The following is a 23,779-nucleotide window of genomic DNA, read 5'->3' as shown; positions in this document are numbered from 1 at the left end:
AGCGTAGCGGAGGAGCGATCATGACGGGCGAAAGGTCGGAACCGCTGCGCAGCCCGGCGGATATGAGGCGGGCGCATGTGCAGAAACTTGCGCTCTGCCACATACTCGAAGGCATCGCTGACGATTTGCCGTCGCGCGTCGACCGGCTCCAGTGTCTCGCCGTGGCGGCCGACCTCTTGCCGCTATTGCGTGAATGCCACCGCTTTGAGGAAGAGGTCGTCTTCCCGGTCTTTGCGCGGCGAACCGGCGAGGAAGATACCGTCGAGCGGCTGAAGCTCGAGCATCTCGAAGACGAAAGCGCCGCGGCCGATCTCAGCGAGGCACTGCTGGTCCACGGCCACGGGCGGCCGATCGAGAATCCCGAGGCGTTCGGCTATATGTTGCGCGCCTTTTTCGAATCGATGCGCCGCCATATCGCCTTCGAACGCGACCATGTGCTGCCCGAGGTGCTCGGCGATCCGTAAAGGGATGCTCTGGGTCAGTCTCCGGCCCGCGCGGCCAAGCGTGACATGTCGTCGATGATGACGTGGCGGTTGTTCTCGACGCGGATAATCTTCTCGCCGCGCAGCCGGGTGATCTGCCGGCTCACCGTCTCGACGGTGAGCCCGAGGAAATCCGCGATCTCCGCCCGCGACAGCGGCAGGTCGAAAGCCGCACCACGGCCTTCCGGGCTGACCGCAGGATCGATGTTGCGCGCGATCATCAAGAGAAAGCTCGCGATCTTCTCGGCGGCCGTCTTGCGGCCGAGCGCCACCATCCAGTCGCGCGCCTGATCGAGCTCGCGCAATTTCTGCTCGAGCAGGCGATGCTCGAGGTTAGGCTGTTCCTTCATCATGCGCTCCAGCGTCTGGCGCGGGAAGGAGCACAGTTCGACATCGGTCGCGGCCTCGGCGGTGAGCGTGCTTTCGCTCTGGAAGGGCCTGCCGAGGAAATCGGGAGCAAATTGCAGGCCGACGATCTGCTGGCGGCCGTCGGAAAGCGTCTTGGTCAGCTTCACGACACCTGAAAGCACGTTCGAGAAACGCTCGACGCTCCTGGAATCGCCCACCAGTTCCTTGCCGGCCTCGGCCTTGTGCCGCTTCGTCGATTTGGCGAGCGCAGCGAGCTGCTCGGAATTGAGCGCTCCGCATATGCCGCGGTGCCGCGCCTCGCATGAAGCGCAGAGCACTGGGACGCCCGTCGTGTGAATATCCTCGCGCACGATGGAACACCTATAATATTCCCGGCCGGCAGCGGCAACGCAGGGTTGGGCGCGATAGCGTCGCAGTTCACACCCTGAGGGCGGCTGGAATCCCCCTCCAGTCGACTACCGCATTGCACAAATCCGGCCCACCTGCACAATAGGCGCATGTCCGCCGGTTCGTTGACCATCCTTGTTATCGACGAGAACCGCATCCGCGCCTCGATCATCGAGGCCGGATTGCGGGACGCCGGCCATCGCCATGTTACTTTGGTCCATGACGTGGCTGGCATTGCCCGGCGCATTGCCGAGATCGAGCCGGACGTCATCGTCATCGACCTCGAAAACCCCAACCGCGACATGCTGGAGAACATGTTCCAGCTCTCGCGCGCGGTGAAGCGGCCGATCGCCATGTTCGTCGACCGCTCCGACCAGGCCTCGATCGAGGCTGCCGTCGATGCCGGCGTGTCCGCCTATGTGGTCGACGGGCTGAAGAAGGAACGCATCAAGCCGATCCTCGACATGGCGATCAGCCGCTTCAACGCCTTCTCGCGCATGGCGCGCGAACTGGAGGAGGCGCGCAGCGAGCTCGAGAACCGCAAGGTCATCGACCGGGCCAAGGGCATTTTGATGAAGTCGCGCGGCTTGAGCGAGGAGGCGGCCTACGCGCTCTTGCGCAAGACCGCCATGAACCAGAACCGCAAGATCGCCGATATCGCCCAGAGCCTGGTGACCGCGGCGGGATTGCTGGATCCACTGGAGGGCGAATGAGCATGGCGCACGAGATTACCGCCGGCTTCATGCCGCTGTTCGACAGCGCCGTCCTGGTCGTCGCCGCCGAGATGGGCTTTGCCGCTCGCGAGGGCATCGAGCTCAAGCTGCAACGCGAGACCTCCTGGGCCAACATCCGCGACCGCATCGCCATCGGCCACTTCGATATCGCGCATATGCTGGGGCCGATGCCGCTCGCCTGCAGCCTAGGTCTCACGCCTCTTGCCTCCGAGACCATCGTGCCGTTCTCGCTCGGGCTCGGCGGCAATTGCGTCACCGTTTCCAACGCCGTGTGGGAAGGCATGGCGGCACGCGGCGCTGTGCCTGACCTCGATCCCGCGCGCGCCGGGGCGGCGCTCGGCGCGCTGATCCGCGAACGGGCGGGCGCCGACCGCGAGCCGCTGCGCTTTGCCGTCGTGCATCCGCATTCAGGGCACAATTACGAATTGCGCTACTGGCTCGCCGCCTGCGGCATCGATCCCGACCGCGACATCGAGATCGTCATCGTACCGCCACCCTTCATGGCCGATGCTTTGGTCGCCGGCCGCATCGACGGCTATTGCGTCGGCGAGCCCTGGAACAGCGCTGCGGTCGCGTCGGGCACCGGCCACATCGTCACCGTCAAGGCGCTGCTGTGGCGCAACAGCCCGGAAAAGGTGATCGGCGCGCGCAGAGCCTGGGCTGAGGAAAACCCGGAGGCGCTGGCGGCGCTGCTGAGAGCGCTGCATCATTCCGCCCGCTGGTGCCAGGATCCCGCGAACCGCGGCGAACTGGCCGCGCTGATGGCAAGGCCCGCCTTTCTCGGGCAGCCGGAGACGATCCAGATGCCTGTCCTGACCGGGCAGCTTCAGCTTGGCGGCGGCGCGGAACGGCGCGTCGAGGATTTCTTCCTGCCCTTCGACAAGGCGGCGAATTTTCCCTGGAAGAGCCACGCGCTCTGGTTCTACACGCAGATGGTGCGCTGGGGGCAGTTGCCGCACACGCCGCAAAACCTCGCCATTGCCCGCGACTGCTACCGGCCCGACCTCTACCGCTCGGCGCTGAAGCCGCTCGGCGTCGCGCTGCCCGGCGCCAATGCCAAAGTCGAGGGCGCGCTGAAGGTCGCGACGCCGGTCGGTTCCGCCGGGGCAAGTCTCGTGCTTGGTCCTGACGGATTCTTCGACGGCCAGATCTTCGATCCGGATAGGATCGACGCCTATATTGACGACCAGAAACGCGCCTGATCATTTGCGCGTCAATCTTGTGCGTTGCACAAAATTTATGCGGCATGTCTAAGCCATTGATCAATGTTTGACCGGGTTGCCGCTCGGCGCGGTCGAAGGTCAAAACTTATACCGCATTGATTTTTCTTGAGATTCAGCTTCCGCGTAAAACTGGCACGCTTCGTGCTTTGAAATCACCAGGCCCCTCGTGGGCAATTGAACAGGCGTCCAATGGCGGGCGCCACAGGCAAAGCTGCCGCTCAGGTCACCACGCGATCCCGGATGTACGGACGCGAGAGGGCCTGGACGGCAGCTTTTTTCGTTTTGGACCGGAGACGACGATGACGAAACGGATCGGACCTTCGCTCAAGGATTTCACCCGCCGCGATTTCCTGGCGAGCAGCGCGCTGACGGCGGTGCTGTTCATCGCCGCGCTGCTGTTGTTTCCCGCCAGCCACGAGGCCGAAGGCGAGGGTTCGCAAGTGACCGCGCAAGCCCCGTCGCGCTGACCGATGCCGCGATTTTTGATCAACACAACACGCGGTGCCTCCCACACCGCAAACCGGAGCCGACCATGACCGCAAACCTCCCAGCCGCGCCCAGCCAGGACAGTGCTTCCCGGCAGGCGCTCGTCATGTCCACCATCGCCTTCACCGTCTGCTTCGCGGTGTGGACGATCTTTTCCATCATCGGCGTTCGCATCAAGCAGGAACTCGGGCTGAACGAGACCGAGTTCGGCCTGCTGGTCGGCACGCCGATCCTCACAGGTTCGCTCGTGCGCATGGTGCTCGGCGTGTGGACCGACCGCTATGGCGGCCGCCTGGTCTACACCGCCACCATGCTCGCCGCGGCGGTCGCGACCTTCCTGCTCGCTTTCGCCCACACTTACGCGCAGATGCTGCTGGCCGCGCTTGGCGTCGGGCTCGCGGGCGGCTCCTTCGCCGTCGGCGTCGCCTATGTGTCGCGCTTCTTCCCGGCAGGAAAACAAGGCACCGCGCTCGGCATCTTCGGTGTCGGCAATGTCGGTGCCGCGGTCACCAAGTTCCTGGCACCGCTCGTTTTGCTCGCCTGGGGCTGGCAGTCGGTTGCGCTGGTCTGGGCCGCCGCGCTCGTCGTCATGGCGATCATCTTCTGGTTCACCACCGGCGACGACCCGGTCATCCGCGAGCGTCGCGCCGGCAAGGCGATGCCGGCGAGAAGCTTCTGGCAGGAATTCGCACCGCTAAAGAACCTGCAGGTCTGGCGCTTCGCCTTCTACTATTTCTTCTGCTTCGGCGCATTCGTGGCGCTGTCGCTGTGGTTGCCGCGCTACCTGATCGGCGTCTACGGCTTCGGCATCGCCACCGCCGGCATGATCGGCGCCGCCTATTCGATCCCGGCCAGCATCTTCCGCGCCTATGGCGGCGTGCTGTCCGACCGCATCGGCGCCCGCACCGTGCTCTATTGGACCTTCAGCGTTTGTGCCGTCGCGACGCTCGTTCTATCTCTCCCCTCGGCAGACTATGTCGTGCGCGGCATAAGCGGGCCGATCCCCTTCCATTTCGAGATCGGCCCGCTCGCCTTCATCGCGGTGGCCTCAGTGCTCGGCTTCTTCATGAGCCTCGGCAAGGCCGCGGTCTACAAGCACATCCCCGTCTACTATCCGCAGAGCGTCGGCGCGGTCGGCGGCGTCGTCGGCATGATCGGCGGCCTTGGCGGCTTCATCCTGCCGATCGCCTTCGGCGTGCTGAACGACCTCACCGGCGTCTGGTCGAGCTGCTTCATGCTGCTTTTCCTGATCGTCGGCTCGTGCCTCGTCTGGATGCACTTCACCATCCGCCGGATGGAGCGCGCCGCCGCCGTCGACAACGCGTCCCTTTCCTACGCCGCCGAATAGATCGGAGCAGACCGGACATGACCGAAAAACTCGTCGTCATCGGCAACGGCATGGCGCCGGGCAGGATGCTGGAGCACCTGCTGGAGGCAGCGCCCGACCGCTACGCCGTCACCATCTTCAACGCCGAGCCGCGCGTGAACTACGACCGCATCATGCTGTCGCCGGTGCTGTCGGGCGAGAAGGCGTTCGAGGAGATCGTCATCCATGGCGACGGCTGGTACATCAAGCACGGCATCACCCTCTACAAGGGCCACCGGATCGTCGCAATCGACAGGGACGCGAAGACCGTCACGTCGGACCACGGCGTGACCGAAAGCTACGACCGTCTGATCATCGCCACCGGTTCGGTTCCCTTCATCATCCAGGTGCCGGGCAAGGAATTGCCCGGTGTGCTCAGCTATCGCGATCTCGACGACGTCAACGCCATGCTGCTTGCCGCGCAGTCGCGCGCCAAGGCGATCGTCATCGGCGGCGGCCTGCTCGGGCTCGAAGCCGCGGCCGGCTTGAAGGAACGCGGCATGGACGTCACCGTGCTGCACGTCATGCCGACGCTGATGGAGCGCCAGCTCGACCCGGCCGCCGGCTACCTGCTGCAGAAGGCGGTCGAGGCGCGCGGCATCAAGGTCATGACCAAGGCCAACACCAAGGCCATTGTCGGCAATGGCAAGGTCGAGGGCGTCGAGCTGATGGACGGCACGACCATCCCGGCGACGCTGGTGGTGATGGCGGTCGGCATCCGGCCGAGCACCGCGCTCGCCAAGGACGCCGGGCTGGAGGTCAATCGCGGCATCGTCGTCGACGACCGCATGCGCACCTCCGATCCCGCCATCATGGCGCTCGGCGAATGCGCGGAGGTCGGCGGTCATGTCTACGGGCTGGTCGCGCCTCTCTACGAGATGGCCCGCGTGGCGGCGGCAGGGCTGGCGGCCAGCGAAGACAGGCGCTTCGTCCATTCCGACACGCCGACCAAGCTCAAGGTCACCGGCATCGACCTCTATTCGCTGGGCGACTTCGCCGATGGCGAGGATCGCGAGGAGATCATCCTGCGCGATGCATCCGCCGGCATCTACAAGCGCCTCGTGCTGCAGGACAACCGCATCATCGGCACGGTGCTCTTCGGCGAGACGGGCGACGGCGCCTGGTTCAACGACCTTAAGAAGAAGGCGACCGACATATCGGAGATGCGCGACACGCTGATCTTCGGACAGGCGTTCCAGGGAGGCGCTTCCTCGGACCCTTTGGCGGCCGTTGCGGCACTGGCGGATGATGCGGAAATCTGCGGCTGCAACGGCGTCTGCAAGGGCAAGATCACCGGCGCGATCACAGCCAAGGGGCTGACCGGGCTCGACGACGTGCGCGCCCACACCAAGGCCTCGTCCTCGTGCGGCTCGTGCACGGGCCTCGTCGAGCAGCTCCTGAAGCTCACGTTGGGCGAAGCCTACAATCCGGCGGCGGTGCAGCCGATGTGCGGTTGCACGGGCCTCGGCCATGACGACGTGCGGCGCCTGATCAAGGCGAAGGGGCTGAAGACGATCCCCGCCGTCATGCAGGAGCTCGAATGGAAGACCTCCTGCGGCTGCGCCAAATGCCGGCCGGCGCTGAACTACTATCTGGTCTGCGACTGGCCGGACCAATATGCCGACGACTATCAGTCGCGCTTCATCAACGAGCGAGTGCACGCCAACATCCAGAAGGACGGCACCTATTCGGTGGTGCCGCGCATGTGGGGCGGCGTGACCAGCGCCAGCGAATTGCGCGCCATCGCCGACGTGGTCGACAAGTTCGAGATCCCGATGGTCAAGGTGACCGGCGGCCAGCGCATCGACATGCTTGGCATCCGCAAGGAGGACCTGCCGGCGGTGTGGGCCGATCTCGGCAAGGCCGGCTTCGTCTCCGGCCATGCCTATGCCAAGGGCCTGCGCACGGTGAAGACCTGCGTCGGCACCGACTGGTGCCGTTTCGGCACGCAGGATTCGACCGGCCTCGGCATCCGCATCGAGAAATTCATGTGGGGTTCCTGGACGCCGGCCAAGGTGAAGATGGCGGTGTCGGGATGTCCGCGCAATTGCGCCGAAGCGACCTGCAAGGATGTCGGCGTGGTCTGCGTCGACTCAGGCTACGAGATCCATTTCGCCGGTGCCGCGGGGCTCGATATCAAAGGCACGGAAGTGCTCGGCCTGGTGAAGGGCGAGGATGAGGCGCTGGAGGTGATCGTGGCGCTCGTCCAGATGTATCGCGAGCAGGCCCGCTATCTGGAGCGCATCTATAAATGGGCCAAGCGCATCGGCACCGCCGAGATCAAACGGCAGATCCTGGACGATGCCGAGAAGCGCCAGGCCTATTTCGAGCGCTTCGTCTTCAGCCAGAAATTCGCGCAGGTCGATCCCTGGTCCGAGCGCGTTTCCGGCAAGGACAAGCACGAGTTCCGGCCGATGGCGTCGGTCGGGTTCGCGGAGGCGGCGGAATGATGGAGAGGTCTGAGCGAGGCACCCCCCTCTGGCCTGCCGGCCATCTCCCCCGCAAGGGGGGAGATCGGATGTCATCCCGGCTTTCGCCAATCTCCAACGCTGCAGGATTGGGCGGAGCGCCCAAGCTGCCAATCTCCCCCCTTGCGGGGGAGATGGCCGGCAGGACAGAGGGGGGTGCCTGGGCGCATTCCTATCAGCCAAAGACGAGGAATGCCGCATGACCTGGATCGCCATAGGCTACCTCTCGGACATCCCATCCCGCGGCGCGCGTTGCGTGGCCACTCCGCAAGGCAAGATCGCGGTCTTCCGCACGGCGGACGACCAGGTCTTCGCTATAGACGACCACTGCCCGCACAAGGGCGGGCCGCTCAGCCAGGGGATCGTCCATGGCGCGGCGGTGACCTGCCCGCTGCACAATTGGGTGATCTCGCTGGAAACCGGCAAGGCGCTCGGCGCGGATGAGGGCTCGGTCAGGACGATCCCGGTCAAGGTCGACGGCGAACGGCTCTTCATCGCGCTCGAAGCGCTGGCTTCGAAAGCGGCCTGAGGCATGGAAGAGGCACGCGAGGTGAGGACCACCTGCCCCTATTGCGGGGTGGGCTGTGGCGTGCTGGCCGAGGTCGCCGCGGACGGCACGACGAGCGTCCGCGGCGATCCCGAGCACCCGGCTAATTTCGGCCGGCTCTGTTCGAAGGGTTCGGCTCTTGGCGAGACGCTCGGACTGGAAGGCCGGTTGATGCATCCGGAAGTTCTCGGCAGGCAAGCGAGTTGGGACGAAGCGCTCGACCTCGTTGCCGAAAAGTTCTCGCGGGCGATTGCCGAGCATGGGCCGGATTCGGTGGCTTTCTACGTCTCCGGCCAATTGCTCACCGAGGATTATTACGTCGCCAACAAGCTGACGAAGGGCTTCATCGGCTCCGGCAACATCGATACCAATTCGCGGCTCTGCATGGCTTCGTCCGTCGCCGGCCACCGCCGCGCCTTCGGCGAGGACATCGTTCCCGGCATCTACGAGGATTTCGAGCACGCCGACCTCATCGTGCTGACCGGCTCCAACACCGCATGGTGCCATCCGGTGCTCTACCAGCGCATGCTCGCGGCGCGCAGCGAACGCGGTACCAGGATCGTCGCCATTGATCCCCGCCGCACCGCCACGGCGGGCGAGTGCGATCTGCATCTGGCACTCGATCCGGGCACGGATGTGCTGTTGTTCAACGGGCTGCTGGCGCATCTCGCGCAGGCCGGAAAGATCGATGCCGGCTTCGTTCGCGACCATACATCGGGCTTCGATGCCGCGGCTTCGCTCGCTGGCGCCGACGCGCCGTCGATCGCCCGCGTCGCCAAAGGGTGCGGGCTGGCAGCCGCCGATGTCCAGGCCTTCTACGATCTCTTCGTCGGGACCGAGCGGACCGTCACCGTCTACAGCCAGGGCGTCAACCAATCGGCGCACGGGACAGACAAGGTCAATGCCATCATCAACTGCCATCTCGCCACCGGCCGCATCGGCAAGCCGGGTAGGGGGCCGTTCTCGATCACCGGCCAGCCGAACGCCATGGGCGGCCGCGAGGTGGGAGGTCTCGCCAACCAGCTCGCCGCGCATATGGACTTCGCGGATCCGGCCAACATCGACCGTGTCTCGCGCTTCTGGAAGGCGCCCAACATCGCGCGGCGCGGCGGCCTGAAGGCGGTAGACATGTTCCAGGCGGTCGCCGACGGGCGCATCAAGGCGCTGTGGGTGATGGGCACCAATCCCGCCGTCTCGATGCCGGACGCTTCGCGCGTACGAGCCGCTTTGTCCAAATGCAAGTTCGTCGCGGTCTCGGATGTGACGCGCACCGATACCACGCGCTATGCCGACGTGCTGCTGCCGGCCGCCGGCTGGGGCGAGAAGGACGGCACGGTCACCAATTCGGAGCGGCGCCTCTCGCGTCAGCGGCCGTTCCAACCGCCGCCGGGCGAGGCCAAGGCCGACTGGCGCATTGTCTGCGAGGTTGCCGCGCGCATGGGTTTTGGCGATGGCTTCAGCTACCAATCGCCGGTCGAGATTTTCCGCGAGCATGCCGCGCTTTCGGCGTTCGAGAACAGTGGCGAGCGCCTGTTCGATCTCGGCGACCTGGCTGATCTCAGCGACGCGGACTACACCACCTTTGCGCCGCGCCACTGGCCCGTGTCGGAGCGGGGCGAGCAGCAGACAAGATTGTTCGCCGATGGCCGCTTCCCTACACCTGACGGCCGCGCGCGCTTCGTGCCGGTGCGGCAGGAGGCTACGGCTTTCGCCGTCGATGGCGACTATCCGCTCGCCCTGAACACCGGCCGGCTGCGCGACCAGTGGCACACCATGACGCGAACGGGGACCGTGCCGCGTTTGATGGCGAACGCGCCGGAACCGGCGGTCGATCTCCATCCGGCCGATGCGGCCGCGCACCGTCTCAAGGACGGCGACCTCGCTCGTCTTTCAACCCGCTTCGGCTTCGTCCGCGCCAGGGTGCGCGTGACCGAGGCCCAGCGGCGCGGCCAGGCTTTCCTGCCCATGCATTGGAGCGGGCAGTTCGCGGCGAAGGCCGCGGCAGGCCTTTTGTCCTCACCGGTCACCGATCCGCATTCCGGTCAGCCGGAGCTCAAGCATGTTCCGGTCAGGATCGTGCGGGAAGAGACCGGATGGGCCGGCGTGCTGATCACCCGCCGCGATCTCAGGCCAACGGGTTTCGTCCACTGGAGCCGGCATGCGGTCGAGGGCGGCTGGGTCTACGAGCTGACCGGAACCGAGCCGCCGGACCAGGGCATTCTTCTGGCGCGCAAGCTGCTCGGCGTCCAGCGGCGGGATCAGCTCCTGGAATACACTGACCGGCGCGGGCTCGCCTATCGAGCGGCTGCCATCGACGATGGCGGTGCCATGGCGGAAGCCTTGCTGATTGCCGCCCCGGACCAGCTGCCGGCGCGCGATTGGCTGGTGTCGCTGCTCGCCAAGCGCCAGCCGCTGTCGGCGACCGATCGCCATGCGCTTCTATCCGGCCGCTCGCCGGTGCCCATGCCTGCCATCGGGCGCGTCGTGTGCGCGTGCTTCCATGTCGGCGCCAACCAGCTCGCTTCCGCGGTCGCCGCCGGATGCGACAGTCTGGAGGCGATCGGCTCGACGCTGCGTGCCGGCACCAATTGCGGTTCATGCCGCTCCGAGATCAGGGCGATCATCGATGCCGGCCAGATGCAGGCAGCGGAGTGAGCCGTGCCCGCACATTCGCCCGGTTCTACCGGTCTTCGACGATCCGCAGATAGGCCGCGGTCACGAACAGCACGATGAAGCCGAACAGGATGCGGCGGCCGCCTTCGGGCATCTGCAGGATGGTGAGCAGCGTCGTCAGCACGGTCAGGATCAGCGCGCCGATGATGGTGCCCGTGTAGCCGCCACGGCCGCCGAAGATCGAGGTGCCGCCGATGACGGCGGCGGCCACCGAAGGCAGCACCAGCGGTTCGGCGAGCGACAGCGAGGGCGCCTTGATCAGGCCGATATAGAGCAGGCCGGTGATGCCGGCGAGCAGGCTGGAGAGGATGTAGAGCGCGGTGATCACCTGCCAGTAGCGGACGCCGGAGAGGCGCGCCGCGCGCTCATTGTCGCCGACGGCGTAGAGCAGCCGGCCGAAGCCGGTGCGGTTCAGCATGAAGACGATCAGCACGGCGACGGGCACGAACAGCAACAGGGCGTTCGGGAAGCCGTAGGTCACCCCGGTGCCCAGCCAGTTAAGGAAATCCAGGATCTTGGCGCCCGATGCGATCACGGTGCGCTGGTAGACCTGCAGGAAGCCGGTGCCGATCAGGCTGGTGCCGAGCGTCATGATCAGCGGATGGACCCGGAACACGCCGACGCCGATGCCGTTGACGAGGCCGATCAGCACGGCGGGCAGCATGGCCAGCAGGAAAGCCACCGTCGGATCCTGGTTGACGATCTGCGTCGCCATGATGAAGGCGCTCATCGTCGCCACAGTGCCGACAGAAAGGTCGATGCCGCCGGTCAGCATGGTCATGGTCTGGCAGCCGGCGAGGATCGCCAGCGGAATGGCGAACTTCGCCGTGTTGGCGAGCCAGCGCTCGTTGACGATGCCGGGGCGCAGCACCTGCAGGATCACCACGAGGATGATCAAAAGGATGATCAGCGGGATGAGCGGCCGGTCCGCCATGAAGCGCTTGATGCGGCGGCCGAGTGAGACAGGCTGGGGCATGGTCGCGATGTCGGTCATGGCGTTGCTCCCGCCGGGCGGCTCCGCATGGTGATGAAGGCGCCGAACATCACGACCGCGACCATGATCAAGCCTTCGATGATCGCAGTGACGTTCGGATCGATGGCCAGAAGCGTCAGGTCGGTGCGCACCAGCCGCAGCACGAAGACGGCGATGATCGGTCCGAGCAGGCCGCCCTTGCCGCCGCCAAGCGCGACGCCGCCCAGCACCACCGCGGCGACGCTGGCGAGCAGGTAGGGCCCGGGGATGGGCGCGCCGATGCCGGTGCTTACGGTGAGCGACAGGCCGCCGAGCGCCGCGAACAGGCCGGACAGCGCATAGGCGACGATCCTGGTGCGCGCCACCGGCACACCGCTGCGGAAGGCGGCGAGCTCATTGCTGCCGATGGCGTAGATGGAAAGGCCGAGGCGCGAGCGCCTGAGCGGAATCCACACGATGCAGAGGCAGACGACGAGCAGCACCAGCGCCTTGGGAACCCAGGCATCGGCCCAATCCGGCAGGCCGGGGATCGGCACGGTGCCGATGACGCTTGCCTTCAGCCATTCGGCAGCCGCGCCGCCGGGCGCTTCAAGCACAAGCAGCGCCGCGCCCTGCAGCACGAACAGCATGGCCAAGGTGACGACGATGTCGGGCACCCGGGTGACGACGATGAGGACGCCGTTCAACGCGCCGAGCACGAACCCCATGGCCAGCACGAAAGGCACGACGAAGAGCGCATATTCCTCGCTGGCGCCATTCATCATCGAGGCGGCGGTGACGCTGGTCAGCGCCATCATGGCGGCGACCGAGAGATCGATGCCGCCGGCGATGACGACGACGGTCTGGGCCGCGACGGCAAAGGCGTAAGGCAGAACCGCCCGCGCCAGCGAACCGAAGTCGCCGCTGCCATAGCCTGGCTGGATCAGCTTGGTGACGACGAACAGAAAGATCAGCAGGGCGAAGAGGCCTGCGACCCAACCCTGGTTACGCAAGAAGCGGCTCATGGCGTGGCCTCGGCGCTCGAACCGGGTTTGACGTCGGCAAGGATGCCGACATCGGCCTTGGCGCCGCGCGGCAGGCCGTAAGCGGCGCGCATCAGCGCAGGCTCGTCGGCTTGCTCGACCGGGAAAATGTCGACGACGCGGCCGCCGAAGATGACGATGACCCGGTCGCAGACACGTTGCACCTCCTCCATCTCGGATGTGTAGAACAGCACCGACTTGCCCTGGCCGGCGAGCTCGCGCAGCAGCTTGTAGATCTCCTGCTTGGTGCCGACATCGATGCCGCGCGTCGGGTCGAAGCAAAGGATGGTGCGGGCGTTGGCCGCGATCCAGCGGGCAACCGTCACCTTCTGCTGGTTGCCGCCGGAAAGACGCTGCACTTCGCCCTGGGCGCGGGTATCGATCTGCAATCTGGCGATGGCGCTGGAAACCACCACCTGCTCGCGGCGCATGCGGATCGGTCCCCATTTGCGCAGCGCGGCGCTGAAGGGAAGCGCAATGTTCTCGCGTACCGAGCGCTGCATGGCCAAGGCCTCGGCGCGGTCGCCCGGCACATAGGCGATGCCGGCCTGGATGGCATCGCTCGGATGCGAGAATTTCACCGGCGCGCCGTCGACGTCGATCGTGCCGCCGGTCGGACGGATCGAGCCCGCAAGCGCTGCGAAGAGCTCGTCCTGGCCTTGGCCCTCGAGCGCAAACACGCCGACGACCTCGCCATTGGCGAGATCGAAGGAGACGTCGTTGAGCTTGGTGCCGAGCTCTAGGTTGCGGACCGACAGGCGCGGGCGGCCGCCGGCGGCAACCGCCACATCGTTTGCCGCGCGCGCGGCGACGCGTGTCTTCTCGATGCGGGTGCCGAGCATCATCTCGACTATTCTTTCCTCGACGCCCGGCTCGATGTCGACGACACCGACCGTGGAGCCGTCGCGCAAAACGGTGGCGCGGTCGCAGAGCGCCGATATCTCGACGAAACGATGCGAGATGAAGATGACGGAACGGCCAGCGTCGCCCTGGCGGCGCACGACTTCCAGCACCTTCTCGGCGAGGTTCGCGGGCAGCGCCGCGGTCATCTCGTCAAGCAGAAGCACGTCGGGTTCGACGGCAAGAGCTCGCGCCAGGTCGAGCACGCGCAGGATGGCCAAGGGGATGTGACGCGCCGTCTCGCGGATATCGAGGTCGGGAATGCCGAGCTCGCGTACCCAGGCGCGGAAGGGTTCCACCGGCGTGCCGGTCAGGCGTAGGTTGGACAGGACATCGAGGTCGGGGATCAGCGCCGGTTCCTGGTAGACCGGCAGCAGACCGGCGCGGCGGGCGGCGGCCGGCGAGCGGACGTCGAGCTGCTGGCCGCGGATCAGGATGCGCCCGGCGTCCGCCTTGAGCGCGCCGGTCAAAATCTTCACCAGCGTCGACTTGCCGGCGCCGTTGGCGCCCATCAGCGCATGCACTTCGCCCGGCAAAACGGATAGCGAGGCGTTGCGCAGCGCGGCAACCGCGCCGTAGTTCTTCGCTACGCCGGTGGCGTCGAGGAGAGGGTTAGTGGTCAAAGCGTTCTCGGTCTAACGGCTCAAATTATGCGTGCCAAATCAAATGGCAAGGACGCCAGACCTTGGTCCGGCGTCCTCGCGCTTGCGTTCGGATCAGGCGCTTATTCGCCCGGGCCCTTGCAGGCGATGATCTGGTCCTTGGTGTAGGTCGTCCAGTCCGGGATCGAGATCGACACCGGCCATTCGGGGCTGAGCGAGGGGTCGACGACGCTCTTCAGCTTGGCCTTGCCTGCGTCGGTGGCGTTCTCCCAGAGCTCCGGATTGACCAGCACGGTCTGCTGCGCCGGCTTCTTGCCGTCGAGGATCTGCAGGGCCAGCGTCACGCCGGCACCGCCGATCGAGCCGGGATTGGTGACCGCAGCGCCGACCAGGCTCTTGACGGAGCTCAACTGGCCGACGAAGCCGGCATTGTCGGCGCCGACCACAGGCACCATCGGCGCCTGCTGCTCGACCAGCGCGTCGACGATGACGTTGTCGATGCCCGAAGTCCAGATGCCGTTGATCGGGGTGCCGGTGGCGAGGAAGGAGAGGATCTGCTGCTTGGCCTGGTCCTGCTGCCAGCCGGTGAACACTTCCTGCGCGACCTTCACGTCGGGGAACTCGGCCAGCGCCTTCTTGAAGCCTTTGTCGCGATCAGAGTCGGCCGAAGCGCCGGCGGCGCCGCGCATATAGAACACTTCGCCTTTGCCGCCCATCTGCTGGAACAGCCACTTAGCGCCGAGATAGGCATATTGTTCCTGGTTGTTGGAGATGATGTAGGCGGACGGCTCGGTCACTGCCTGGTCGACGGCGACGACGACGATGCCGGCCTTGGTGGCTTCCTCGAGGCCCGCCTTGATGCCGGCCGGATCGGCCGGGTTGACGACGATGGCGTCGACCTTGGCGCTGATCAGGTTGCGGATGTCCTCGAGCTGGCCGGCGGCGTCGGTGTTGCGGTGGGCAATGTTGAGCTTCGCCACCTCGCCCGAAGCGAGCGCCTGCGCCTTCATCGCGCAGATCATCTCCTCGCGCCAGCCGTTGCCCTGCACCGTGTTGGAAATGCCGATCGTGTATTTGCCGGCGGCTGCCGAGGCGCCCACCGAGGCAAGCAAGGCGGCGCCGGCAAGGAGCGTGGCCACGGTCAGATGTCTTTTCATTTCAGTACTCCTCCACATTGATCTTTTCCGTTCAGTTCAATTTTTTCAGTTCAATTCCTGGGCGCCGACGCGGTCGGCGCCAAGCTGTCGTCATTTGATGAAGGGGCGCAGCACGTCGCGGGCAAGCAGGAAGCCGCGCTTGACCTTTTCATCCGTCCCCTCGAAGCGCCGGTCCTCATGCTCGATGATGACCGGCCCGTCATAGCCGGCCCGGTAGAGGCCCGAAAAAATCCTGCTCCAGTCGATATCCCCAAGCCCCGGCATGCGCGGCACCTGCCAGCCTATGCCAGCCGAAAGGATTCCGCGCTCGTACAAACCATCATGATCAATCATCAGGTCCTTGGCATGCACATGCAGCATGTTCTTGCCGAACTCGCGGATGAAGCGCTCCTTGTCGATCATCTGCCAGACGAGGTGCGAGGGGTCGAAATTCATGCCGACGTCGCCGCCCCAGGCCTCGAGGATGCGGCGCCAGACATAGGGCGAGTAGGCAATGTTGTGCCCGCCCGGCCATTCGTCATAGCTGAAGATCATCGGGCAGTTCTCGAAGGCGAGCTTCACGCCATGCTCGCGCGCATGGGCGATGATCGCCGGCCAGACTTTTTGGGCGTCTTCCCAGTTGGCGTCGATAGTCTTCGAGGCGTCGCCGCCGCAGAAGGTATTGACGAGCGGCACACCCATGCGGCTCGCCAGCACGATCACCTTCTTCAGGTGGTCGATCACCGCTTGGCGATGCGCTTGATCGGGATGCAATGGATTGGGGTAGAAGCCGAGACCGGAGATGGTCATGCCCCGGCCAGCGAGCTCGGCGGCGATGTCCTTGGCCTGTGCCGCCGAGATGTCTACGTCGATATGGCTGGTGCCGGCATAGCGGCGGCTGGCGCCGGACGTCTTCGGCCAGCAGGCGATTTCCAGTGCCTCGAAACCGACAGAGCGCGCCCAGTCGACGACCTCGCCGAGCGGCGTATCCGGAAACGGTGCTGTCAGCAGTCCAAGCTTCATGTTCCCTCCCAATTCCCAACTATGCAGATCGAGCCGGCTGCTTCAACCGCGCATCGGTTGGCCCAGCGCAGACTTGTCCGACAAAGCCCATCGGATCGCCCGAAAGCAGGCCGTCGAGCCCAGCGACGACATGGGCCCGGAATGTCGCGTTGACGGCCAGGGACGGGTCGAAAATGGCGTCGATCGCAAGGATCGCATCGACAAGCGCCTTGCTGTCCGAACCGATGCGGTCGGCGATCGCCGCAATCTTGTCGGCAAAGGGGTCGGAAACCTGCCAGGCGCGGCCGAAACGCGCGGATGCCTTGATGAGATAGGCCATCCAGCCGGCGACGGGGACCGAGAGCAGCGTAATGCTCTCGCGCTTCGCCAGGCGGTCGCGGATTGGATTGAGCAGGCGCTGGACGATCTTCTGCGAGCCGTCGGTGGCGATCTGGTGGTTGCGATGGCGGATCGCGGTGTTGGCGAGACGAGACAGGCTTTGCTCGATATAGGCCGTCGGCTGGATGCCGGGCACCGGCATCAGTGTCGGCAGGGTTTCCTCGGTCAGCATGCGGCGGACGAAGGTTGCGAGCAGCGGATCGGCGATCGCTTCGAACGTGTGCTCGAAGCCGCCCAAAACGCCGAGATAGCTCAGCGTCGTCTGGGCGCCGTTCAACACGCGCATCTTGAGATGCTCGAACGGGGTGACATCGTCGACGAAGGTGGCGCCGACGCGGTCCCAGCGCGGCACACAGCCGGCGAAGCGGTCCTCGATCACCCATTGGCGGAAGCGCTCGCCCACCACCACGGCGCCGTCGCGGTAGCCGAAGCGTTGCTCGACCGTATCGATATCGGCCTCGGTCGTCGCCGGTGCGATGCGGTCGACCATGGCCGAGGGAAAGGCGACATTGGCCTCGATCCAGTCCGCCAGCCTCCTGCCGCGCCGCTCGGCGAATGTGCGCACGACGTTGCCGAGGATGATGCCGTTGGTCGGGATGTTGTCGCAGGACAGCAGCGTCACCGGCCGGCGATGCGTGGCCATGCGCAGTTCCAGCGCTCTTGCCAGGATGCCGGGGACACTGCGCGGCGTTTCGGGATTGGCGAGATCGTGGACGATATCGGGATGGTCGAGGTCGAGCGCGCCATTCGACGGGATGTGGCAATAGCCCTTCTCGGTCACCGTCATGGTGACCATCTCGATGTCGGACGAGGCGAGCACCTCCAGCGCCGGCGCCGCATTGTCCTGGCTGTCGACGACGCGCGCGATGCTGCCGATGATGCGCGCCTCGACCTCGTCGTCCTGACGAATGAGCCGCGTGTAGAGGCCGTCCTGTTTGCCGAGCGTGTCGTCAAGCAAAGGCGGCCTTATGTTGATGCCTACCAATCCCCAGCGGCCGAAATCCTTGGCCAGGAGGTCGTCGGTGTATTCGGCCTGATGGCAGCGGTGGAAAGCGCCGACGCCGATATGGGCGATGCCCGGCTTCAGCGCGGCGCGATCGTAAGCCGGCCTGCGGACCTCCGACGGCAAACGTTCCAGCAGGGCTGGGCTGAGGTTCTCGGCGCTCACCGGTTGGCTCCGATCACCCATTGCTCCTGGTCGATCAGCGCGCCGGTCATCGGGCCGGCCGCGTCGGAAAGCAGGAAGACGGCAAGATTGGCTATGTCGGTCACGGAGAACAGCCGGCCGAAGGGCTGTGTCGCGTTTGCGGAGTCGAGCCAGCCCGGACCCTGGCCGAGAGTCTCGGCCTGCATGACGCGTTCGGCCGGCGTGTCGGTCCAGCCGACATTGATGCCGTTGACGCGGATGCGGTCGAAGCGGTGGGCATTGGCGGCGTTCTTGGTCAGCGTCGCCAGCGCGCCCTTGGTGGCGGAATAGACGGCCAACTCCGGCGAGCCGCAATGTGCGTTGATCGACAGGATGTTGACGATCGAGCCGCCCTGACCACGCTTCGTCATGTCGGCGATCGCCGCCTGCATCAGGAAGAAGGGCGCGCGGGCGTTGACGGCAAACAGCGACGACCAATCGTCGAGCGTGGCATCGACGAAGGAAGCGCGATCGGTCAGGCCGGCGGCGTTGACCAGGCCGTCGATGCGGCCGAAGTGGGAAATGCAAAATTCCACCAGCCGCGCCGGCGCAGCGGGGTCGGCGAGATCGGCCGGAACAATGACTGTCGGGGTGCCCATCCGCGAAATAGCCGCCGCAGCCTCTGCGCCGCGCAACTTGTCACGGCCGGTAATGACGAGACCTTCAGCGCCGGAGCGCGCAAGCGTCTCCGCGATCGCCCGGCCGATGCCTTGCGTCGCGCCGGTGACCAGCACCACCTTGCCGTCAAGACGAACCTCCATTCCTCCTCCCGGAATAAAGTTTCCATTTTTTCAAATATGGAATGACAGTTCTCTTTAGTCAATCGTCCCGGTCAGCCTGTCCGCCGCTCGACCACGCCGTGGACCAAAGCCATGCCGACCGCCAGCGAAGCGGCAAGCGACCGGAAGCCGGCGAAATCCTGCTCGACCACTTCCAGCCAGGTGTCGGAGAGCTTCACCAGCGGTGAGAAGGTGCTGTCGGTGATGGTGACAATGCGTGCCTTGCGCTCATGCGCGACGGCGACGAGGTCAGGCGTGATCGAATTGTAAGGGCTGAAGGAGACAGCGAGCACCGCGTCGCGCGGCGTGATGCAGCCGACCTGGTCGAGCGCGGTCGAGCCGACATTGTCGACCAGCACGTTGCGCACGCCCTGCTGCGAGAGCGTCAGCGACAGATAGGTGGTGACGGGAAAGGCGCGCTTGCTGCCGATCACATAGATCAGCTCCGCCGCCGCCAGATGATCGATCATCGTCTCGAAACTGTCGATGTCGAACCCATTGCCGATGCGGCCGAGCGAGGCTTGGCACGCACCGACCATGCCGCCGAGGAAATGCAGGTTCGCATTCGGCTCTGGGGCTTTTTCCTGGTTGCCTTGCGTGTCCGGCCAGGAGCCCTTCATGCGATCCTTGAACAGGACCTGGAAATCGGAAAAACCGGAATAGCCGAAGATCTGCGCGAAGCGCACCAGGGTCGAAGGCTGCACGCCGGCCTGGTCCGCCACCTGCGCGATCGTGCCCAGCGCCACTTCGCTCGGATGCTGCCAGAGGAAGATCGCCACCTGCCGAAGCCGTTTCGGGAAATGCACGGTGCCCGACGAAAGCACCGCCCGCAGCTCTTCATAGGTTTGCGGCTTGGTGTAGCCAAGTGCCGCCAGCGATCGGCTTCGCTTTCTCGCCGCCGTCTCCAGGCTATTCGCAGACGATTCGTTCGCCGCTCGGCGATGGCCGCTCATACGACGTACCCAAACACGGCTTGAGACACCCGAACCCTCCCTCCGGATGCGGCCCATAAATTGGGCCACGAGAAACGCTACCGCGGTACGATCGTTTTACAAAACAAAAAATAGAAATATCATTCGAAAAATGCCGGCGGACTGCCTATGGTCCGCGCCACAGCAACACACCGCTGCAATCGGGAGGATAATCTCTATCATGGTCTATGCAACCGCGGACGGAACCACGCGCCAACGCCTGAGAGTTGGAATGGTCGGAGGCGGCCGCAATGCCTTCATCGGCGCCGTGCACCGGCTGGCGATGCGGCTCGACGATCAGATCGCGCTGGTCGCCGGCGCGCTGTCGTCGGATCCGGACAATGCCGCGGCCTCCGCCGCCGAGATCGGCATCGCGCCGGAGCGTAGCTATGCCGACTACCGCGCCATGGCGAAGGCCGAGGCGACACGGCCGGACGGCATCGAGGCAGTGGTCATCGTCACGCCCAACCATCTGCACGCGCCGGTCGCCACCGCCTTCCTCGAAGCCGGCATCGACGTGATCTGCGACAAGCCGCTGTCGACGACGCTTGAGGAGGCGCAAGCGCTGGTGGCGCTGACCAAAGCGAAGCAGCGCCGTTTCGTCGTCACGCTCAACAACACCGGCTACGCCATGGCGCGCCAGGCGCGCGAAATGGTGGCGGCGGGCGAGCTTGGCCGCATCGTGTCTGTGCACGGCGCCTATATCCAGGACTGGCTGACCAAGCCGATCGATGCCGAAGGCCAGAAACAGGCCGAGTGGCGCACCGATCCGGCGCGCGCCGGACAGTCGGCGGTGCTCGCCGATATCGGCGTGCATGCCTTCAACCTGGCAAGCTTCGTCTCCGGTTTCGAAGCCGAGGCGGTTTCCGCGGACCTGTTCACCGCGGTGCCGGGGCGGCGGCTCGACGACAACGCGCATGTGCTGCTGCGCTGGAGTGGCGGAGCGCGGGGCACGATCCTCGCCAGCCAGACCTCGCCCGGCCACTACAACGACCTTTCGGTGCGCATCTACGGCGAGAAGGCCGGACTCGAATGGTCCGGGTCACGGCCGGAGGAATTGCGCTTCTCGCCCTATGGCGAGGAGACGCGCACGCTGGTGCGCGGCGGCCACGGCTCGACGGCGGAAGCACGGCGCGTCTCGCGCATGCCGGCCGCGCATCCGGAAGGCTATATCGAGGCCTTCGCCAACTTTTATCGCGACGCCGCCGCCATTATTCGCGCGCATCGCTCGGGCGGAACGGTTGATGCCGCGCGCGTGGCGCAGGTGCCCGACGTGGTCGACGGCGCGCGCGGCGTGAAATTCGTGGCGGCGGCGGTGGAGTCGAACGCGGCGGGTGGGGCGTGGACTCCCGCCCGGTTTCCCTGAGGCACGCGACGCCTTGCCGCGAGGGGATGCTCGCCCGAGATCAAGATTCAACTTGCGACGCGCAACCGACGAGACCGAACGAAGCTTTTCAGCCCTTCGGGATCCATCGCGTGCCCGAATGCGTAGCCTTGCAATATGTCGCAGCCTAGCCCCTTGAGCAAACGTGCGTGCTTCATCGTTTCCACGCCTTCGGCAATGATCTCGATACCCAAGGATTTGCCGATTTCGATGATCGAGGAGACGACTTGCCTTTGCTGGGGCGAGTTTACGATAGGGTCCACCAGCTGGCGATCGATCTTAAGGCGGCGCGGCTGCAATTTGAGCAGACTGACAATGGACGCATAGCCGGTGCCAAAATCATCGATCTCGATGTCGATGCCGAGTTGCTTGATCTGCTCGACATTCCACGTGACCAGATCGTCATTGTCGTCGAGGAAGATCGACTCGACGAGCTCAAAGGAAAAAGTTCCCTTCCTGATGTTGAGGGCCCGCAGACTCTTCAGGAGCTCCTCGTCCTGCAGGCGCCGCGCCGAAACGTTGACCGACACGCGCGGAATGCCGATTTTCTCGCCGGACCACGCTTCGAAATCCAATAGCGATTGCTGGAGGACTTTCCTGTCTATCACCGAGACGACATTCAGTTCTTCGGCAATCTTCAGGAAAACGTCAGGTGCCAGAATTCCCCGCTCTGGATGTTTCCACCGCGCAAGCGCTTCAACTCCAACGATCTCCAGCGTCTTCGCGTCAAATTGAGGCTGGTAGTATGCGACGAATTCGTTTCGCTCGAGACCGGCCAGAATCTCGTCGGCTATTCTCTTTGCGTTGACGATTTCGCTTTGCAGTTCGCCGCTGAAAAATTCATGTCGGTTGCGGCCGCGCCGCTTGGCCCGGTAGAGGGCGATGTCGGCGTTGACCAGCAACTGCTTGGCATCGGCGTCTTTGCCATTGTCGATGGCAATTCCGACGCTGACGCCAAAACGACATTGGTTGCCGTGGTAGTAAACGGGCTTGCGCATCTCATCGATAATGCGGTCGGCGAGCTCGGCCGCCTGGCCGACATCGTCACGCACCGTGCAGAGCACGATGAATTCGTCCCCTCCAATTCGGGCGACGAACCCGCGATCGCCGACATTGGACTGCAGAACGGATGACGCATGCACCAGCATTGCATCGCCCGCCGCGTGCCCGAGCGTATCGTTGATGTGCTTGAAACGGTCCAGATCGACGTGAAGCAGCGCTGCATAGCCGCCATTCAGCCTGGCTTTTGCCGTATAATCCTCCAGCACCTGGTCCAGGTAACGCCGATTGGGCAAATCCGTCAGCGAATCGTGCAAGGCGACGTGTTCTATGCGCGCCTTGGCAGATTCAAGTTCCGTATTTTTTGATTCAGTCAGCTGTTTTGCGCGAACCAGATCGGTGTTCAGCAAAACGTCTGCCGTCACGTCCCACTCCGCGCCGACCATTCGCGGCGAATTGTTTGCAGCCTGGTAGAAGATCGCCCTGGAGCGGACGTGACGAATTTCGCCGTCGGGACGAACAATCCGGTATTCCGACGAATAGGTGCTCCGCCCGGCCGCGGCCTTGTCGAAATCTGCAAGCGCACCGGGCAGATCGGCAGGATGAATGGCCCCGGCCCAGTCCGGATATCCACGGGCCCCGCCATCAGCCTCTCTACCGTATATTTCGTTGACGCGATCGTCCCACGCAAGGTGGTTGGTTTCGAGGTCGTGCTCCCACACTCCGATTGCCGACGCCTCCAGAGCCAGTTCCAGCCGTCGCGACAGCCGGTTCAGTTCCCAGTAGTTACGCTGTCTTTCATTGATCAGGCGGCCGGCCACCAGGAAAGGAATCAAAATCAGCGCCGCTGCCGCCGCCATGATCGCCCGGAGTCGCCAGGCGTTGGTGGGGACGGAGGGCCAACCGCCCTTGGGAATCGCAGCGATCTGCCAGGAGCCCGATGGAAAAAGAACGTCGGCCATCACAGGATCGCTTTTGACGACCCGTTCGTCACCGAAGAACTGCACTCCCTTCGCGCCAAGGGAGTCTTTGCCGATGAGGGCGATGTCAATCCCAAGATCCTTGTCGAGAAGACCGCTCGCCTGGTAGAGGCGCTGCACGTCGACGACAGCGGAAACGATGCCCCAGAACCGTTCGGTGTTGCCCGCGCTTTTCACGAATACCGGAAATCGCCCGATGAAGGCCTGTCCTCCTTGGGCCAATTCGACAGGGCCGGCAAGAACAAGCCTGCGCTCGTCGCGCGCACGCAGTGCCGCCGCACGTTGCTGGTCGTTCTTGCGATAATCGAGGCCGATGGCCTTCTCGTTGCCGGCCATCGGGTACATCAAGGAAATGACCAGGTCGGGCGCGCCGGCAATATTGCGAAGCTGGGACTCTTCATTGAACAGTCTGCTCGCAAGCTCAGCGAAACGTTGTTGTCCCATGTAGGGTTCGGTCGAGACTGCCGCGACCAGTCCTCGCGCCAGCTGGAGGTTGCCGTTAATCTTCCCTTCGAGCTTGGCGCGAACGACATTAACCTTGGCCAGGACGTCCGCGCGGGTGACCTGATCCGAAACGAGCTTGTTTTGATGGTCAACGAGCACCGCGCAAAGGGCAATAACCGCAACCGCGATCGCCGCCGGAATCCTCGCCGGTGAAAAGACGCCCCCCTTCACGCGGGCGAACATATCGGCGAAAAAAGCCAATAAAGC

Annotated in this window: 19 protein-coding genes; 9 read left to right on the top strand and 10 right to left on the bottom strand. The window is 64.8% G+C overall.

Features of this window, described 5'->3' with window-relative positions; all coding sequences use genetic code 11:
* Positions 1–20: 20 nt before the first annotated feature.
* Entirely contained in the window at positions 21–464 is a 444-nt protein-coding gene (locus AC0YKC_RS15135; RefSeq protein WP_434723977.1) for a hemerythrin domain-containing protein, read from the top strand.
* 14 nt (positions 465–478) lie between these two features.
* On the opposite strand, the gene AC0YKC_RS15130 is transcribed toward AC0YKC_RS15135, so the two are convergent.
* On the bottom strand, positions 479–1,201 hold the full coding sequence (locus AC0YKC_RS15130; RefSeq protein WP_434723976.1) for a Crp/Fnr family transcriptional regulator: 723 nt from the start codon (positions 1,199–1,201) through the stop codon (positions 479–481).
* Positions 1,202–1,348: 147 nt separating this feature from the next.
* On the opposite strand from AC0YKC_RS15130, the gene AC0YKC_RS15125 reads away from it, so the two are divergent.
* The 7 genes from AC0YKC_RS15125 to AC0YKC_RS15095 all read left to right on the top strand — a co-directional run bounded on the left by AC0YKC_RS15125 (position 1,349) and on the right by AC0YKC_RS15095 (position 10,717).
* The gene (locus AC0YKC_RS15125; protein ID WP_434723975.1) at positions 1,349–1,951 is read left to right on the top strand and encodes an ANTAR domain-containing response regulator; all 603 of its coding nucleotides are present in this window, start codon (positions 1,349–1,351) and stop codon (positions 1,949–1,951) included.
* Entirely contained in the window at positions 1,948–3,174 is a 1,227-nt protein-coding gene (locus AC0YKC_RS15120) for a CmpA/NrtA family ABC transporter substrate-binding protein (protein ID WP_488511610.1), read from the top strand. The genes AC0YKC_RS15125 and AC0YKC_RS15120 overlap by 4 nt, the downstream gene beginning before the upstream one ends.
* Positions 3,175–3,494: 320 nt before the next feature.
* The gene (locus tag AC0YKC_RS15115; protein ID WP_320296832.1) at positions 3,495–3,662 is read left to right on the top strand and encodes a twin-arginine translocation signal domain-containing protein; all 168 of its coding nucleotides are present in this window, start codon (positions 3,495–3,497) and stop codon (positions 3,660–3,662) included.
* Positions 3,663–3,727: 65 nt separating this feature from the next.
* Positions 3,728–5,029: an MFS transporter gene (locus AC0YKC_RS15110; RefSeq protein ID WP_488511609.1), complete on the top strand. Its 1,302-nt coding sequence runs from the start codon at positions 3,728–3,730 to the stop codon at positions 5,027–5,029.
* Positions 5,030–5,046: 17 nt separating this feature from the next.
* Positions 5,047–7,497 (top strand): nitrite reductase large subunit NirB, encoded by a 2,451-nt coding sequence (gene nirB, locus AC0YKC_RS15105; RefSeq protein WP_488511608.1) that lies wholly within the window; start codon positions 5,047–5,049, stop codon positions 7,495–7,497.
* Between the two features lie 217 nt (positions 7,498–7,714).
* A complete protein-coding gene (gene nirD, locus AC0YKC_RS15100) occupies positions 7,715–8,044 on the top strand; it encodes a nitrite reductase small subunit NirD (RefSeq protein WP_488511607.1) in 330 nt (109 codons plus the stop codon).
* A 3-nt stretch (positions 8,045–8,047) separates the two neighbouring features.
* The gene (locus tag AC0YKC_RS15095; RefSeq protein WP_488511606.1) at positions 8,048–10,717 is read left to right on the top strand and encodes a nitrate reductase; all 2,670 of its coding nucleotides are present in this window, start codon (positions 8,048–8,050) and stop codon (positions 10,715–10,717) included.
* Between the two features lie 25 nt (positions 10,718–10,742).
* Here AC0YKC_RS15095 and AC0YKC_RS15090 read toward each other — a convergent pair whose 3' ends face one another.
* The 8 genes from AC0YKC_RS15090 to AC0YKC_RS15055 all read right to left on the bottom strand — a co-directional run bounded on the left by AC0YKC_RS15090 (position 10,743) and on the right by AC0YKC_RS15055 (position 19,687).
* Complete coding sequence (locus tag AC0YKC_RS15090; RefSeq protein WP_488511605.1) at positions 10,743–11,729, bottom strand: ABC transporter permease; 987 nt, start codon at positions 11,727–11,729, stop codon at positions 10,743–10,745.
* On the bottom strand, positions 11,726–12,712 hold the full coding sequence (locus AC0YKC_RS15085; RefSeq protein WP_434723967.1) for an ABC transporter permease: 987 nt from the start codon (positions 12,710–12,712) through the stop codon (positions 11,726–11,728). The genes AC0YKC_RS15090 and AC0YKC_RS15085 overlap by 4 nt, the downstream gene beginning before the upstream one ends.
* Positions 12,709–14,253 (bottom strand): sugar ABC transporter ATP-binding protein, encoded by a 1,545-nt coding sequence (locus AC0YKC_RS15080; protein WP_488511604.1) that lies wholly within the window; start codon positions 14,251–14,253, stop codon positions 12,709–12,711. Before AC0YKC_RS15080 ends, AC0YKC_RS15085 begins: the two co-directional genes overlap by 4 nt.
* Positions 14,254–14,354: 101 nt before the next feature.
* A complete protein-coding gene (locus AC0YKC_RS15075) occupies positions 14,355–15,407 on the bottom strand; it encodes an ABC transporter substrate-binding protein (protein ID WP_488511603.1) in 1,053 nt (350 codons plus the stop codon).
* 72 nt (positions 15,408–15,479) lie between these two features.
* Positions 15,480–16,391 carry a sugar phosphate isomerase/epimerase family protein gene (locus AC0YKC_RS15070; protein WP_488511602.1) on the bottom strand — a complete coding sequence of 304 codons (912 nt, stop codon included), beginning with the start codon at positions 16,389–16,391 and terminating at the stop codon, positions 15,480–15,482.
* A gap of 19 nt (positions 16,392–16,410) precedes the next feature.
* Positions 16,411–17,937, bottom strand: coding sequence for a mannitol dehydrogenase family protein (locus AC0YKC_RS15065; protein WP_488511601.1), 1,527 nt, complete (start codon positions 17,935–17,937; stop codon positions 16,411–16,413).
* Positions 17,934–18,716 carry an SDR family oxidoreductase gene (locus AC0YKC_RS15060; RefSeq protein WP_488511600.1) on the bottom strand — a complete coding sequence of 261 codons (783 nt, stop codon included), beginning with the start codon at positions 18,714–18,716 and terminating at the stop codon, positions 17,934–17,936. Before AC0YKC_RS15060 ends, AC0YKC_RS15065 begins: the two co-directional genes overlap by 4 nt.
* A gap of 71 nt (positions 18,717–18,787) precedes the next feature.
* Positions 18,788–19,687 (bottom strand): MurR/RpiR family transcriptional regulator, encoded by a 900-nt coding sequence (locus AC0YKC_RS15055; protein WP_488511599.1) that lies wholly within the window; start codon positions 19,685–19,687, stop codon positions 18,788–18,790.
* A 199-nt stretch (positions 19,688–19,886) separates the two neighbouring features.
* Between AC0YKC_RS15055 and AC0YKC_RS15050 the strand changes: the two genes are divergently transcribed.
* Positions 19,887–21,071 carry a Gfo/Idh/MocA family protein gene (locus AC0YKC_RS15050; protein WP_488511598.1) on the top strand — a complete coding sequence of 395 codons (1,185 nt, stop codon included), beginning with the start codon at positions 19,887–19,889 and terminating at the stop codon, positions 21,069–21,071.
* Between the two features lie 47 nt (positions 21,072–21,118).
* Here AC0YKC_RS15050 and AC0YKC_RS15045 read toward each other — a convergent pair whose 3' ends face one another.
* Positions 21,119–23,755 carry a bifunctional diguanylate cyclase/phosphodiesterase gene (locus tag AC0YKC_RS15045; protein WP_320297021.1) on the bottom strand — a complete coding sequence of 879 codons (2,637 nt, stop codon included), beginning with the start codon at positions 23,753–23,755 and terminating at the stop codon, positions 21,119–21,121.
* Between the last annotated feature and the right edge of the window lie 24 nt (positions 23,756–23,779).

The sequence above is a fragment of the Mesorhizobium sp. CNPSo 4661 genome, from assembly GCF_057784215.1.
This window is presented reverse-complemented; position numbering and strand designations above follow the sequence as displayed.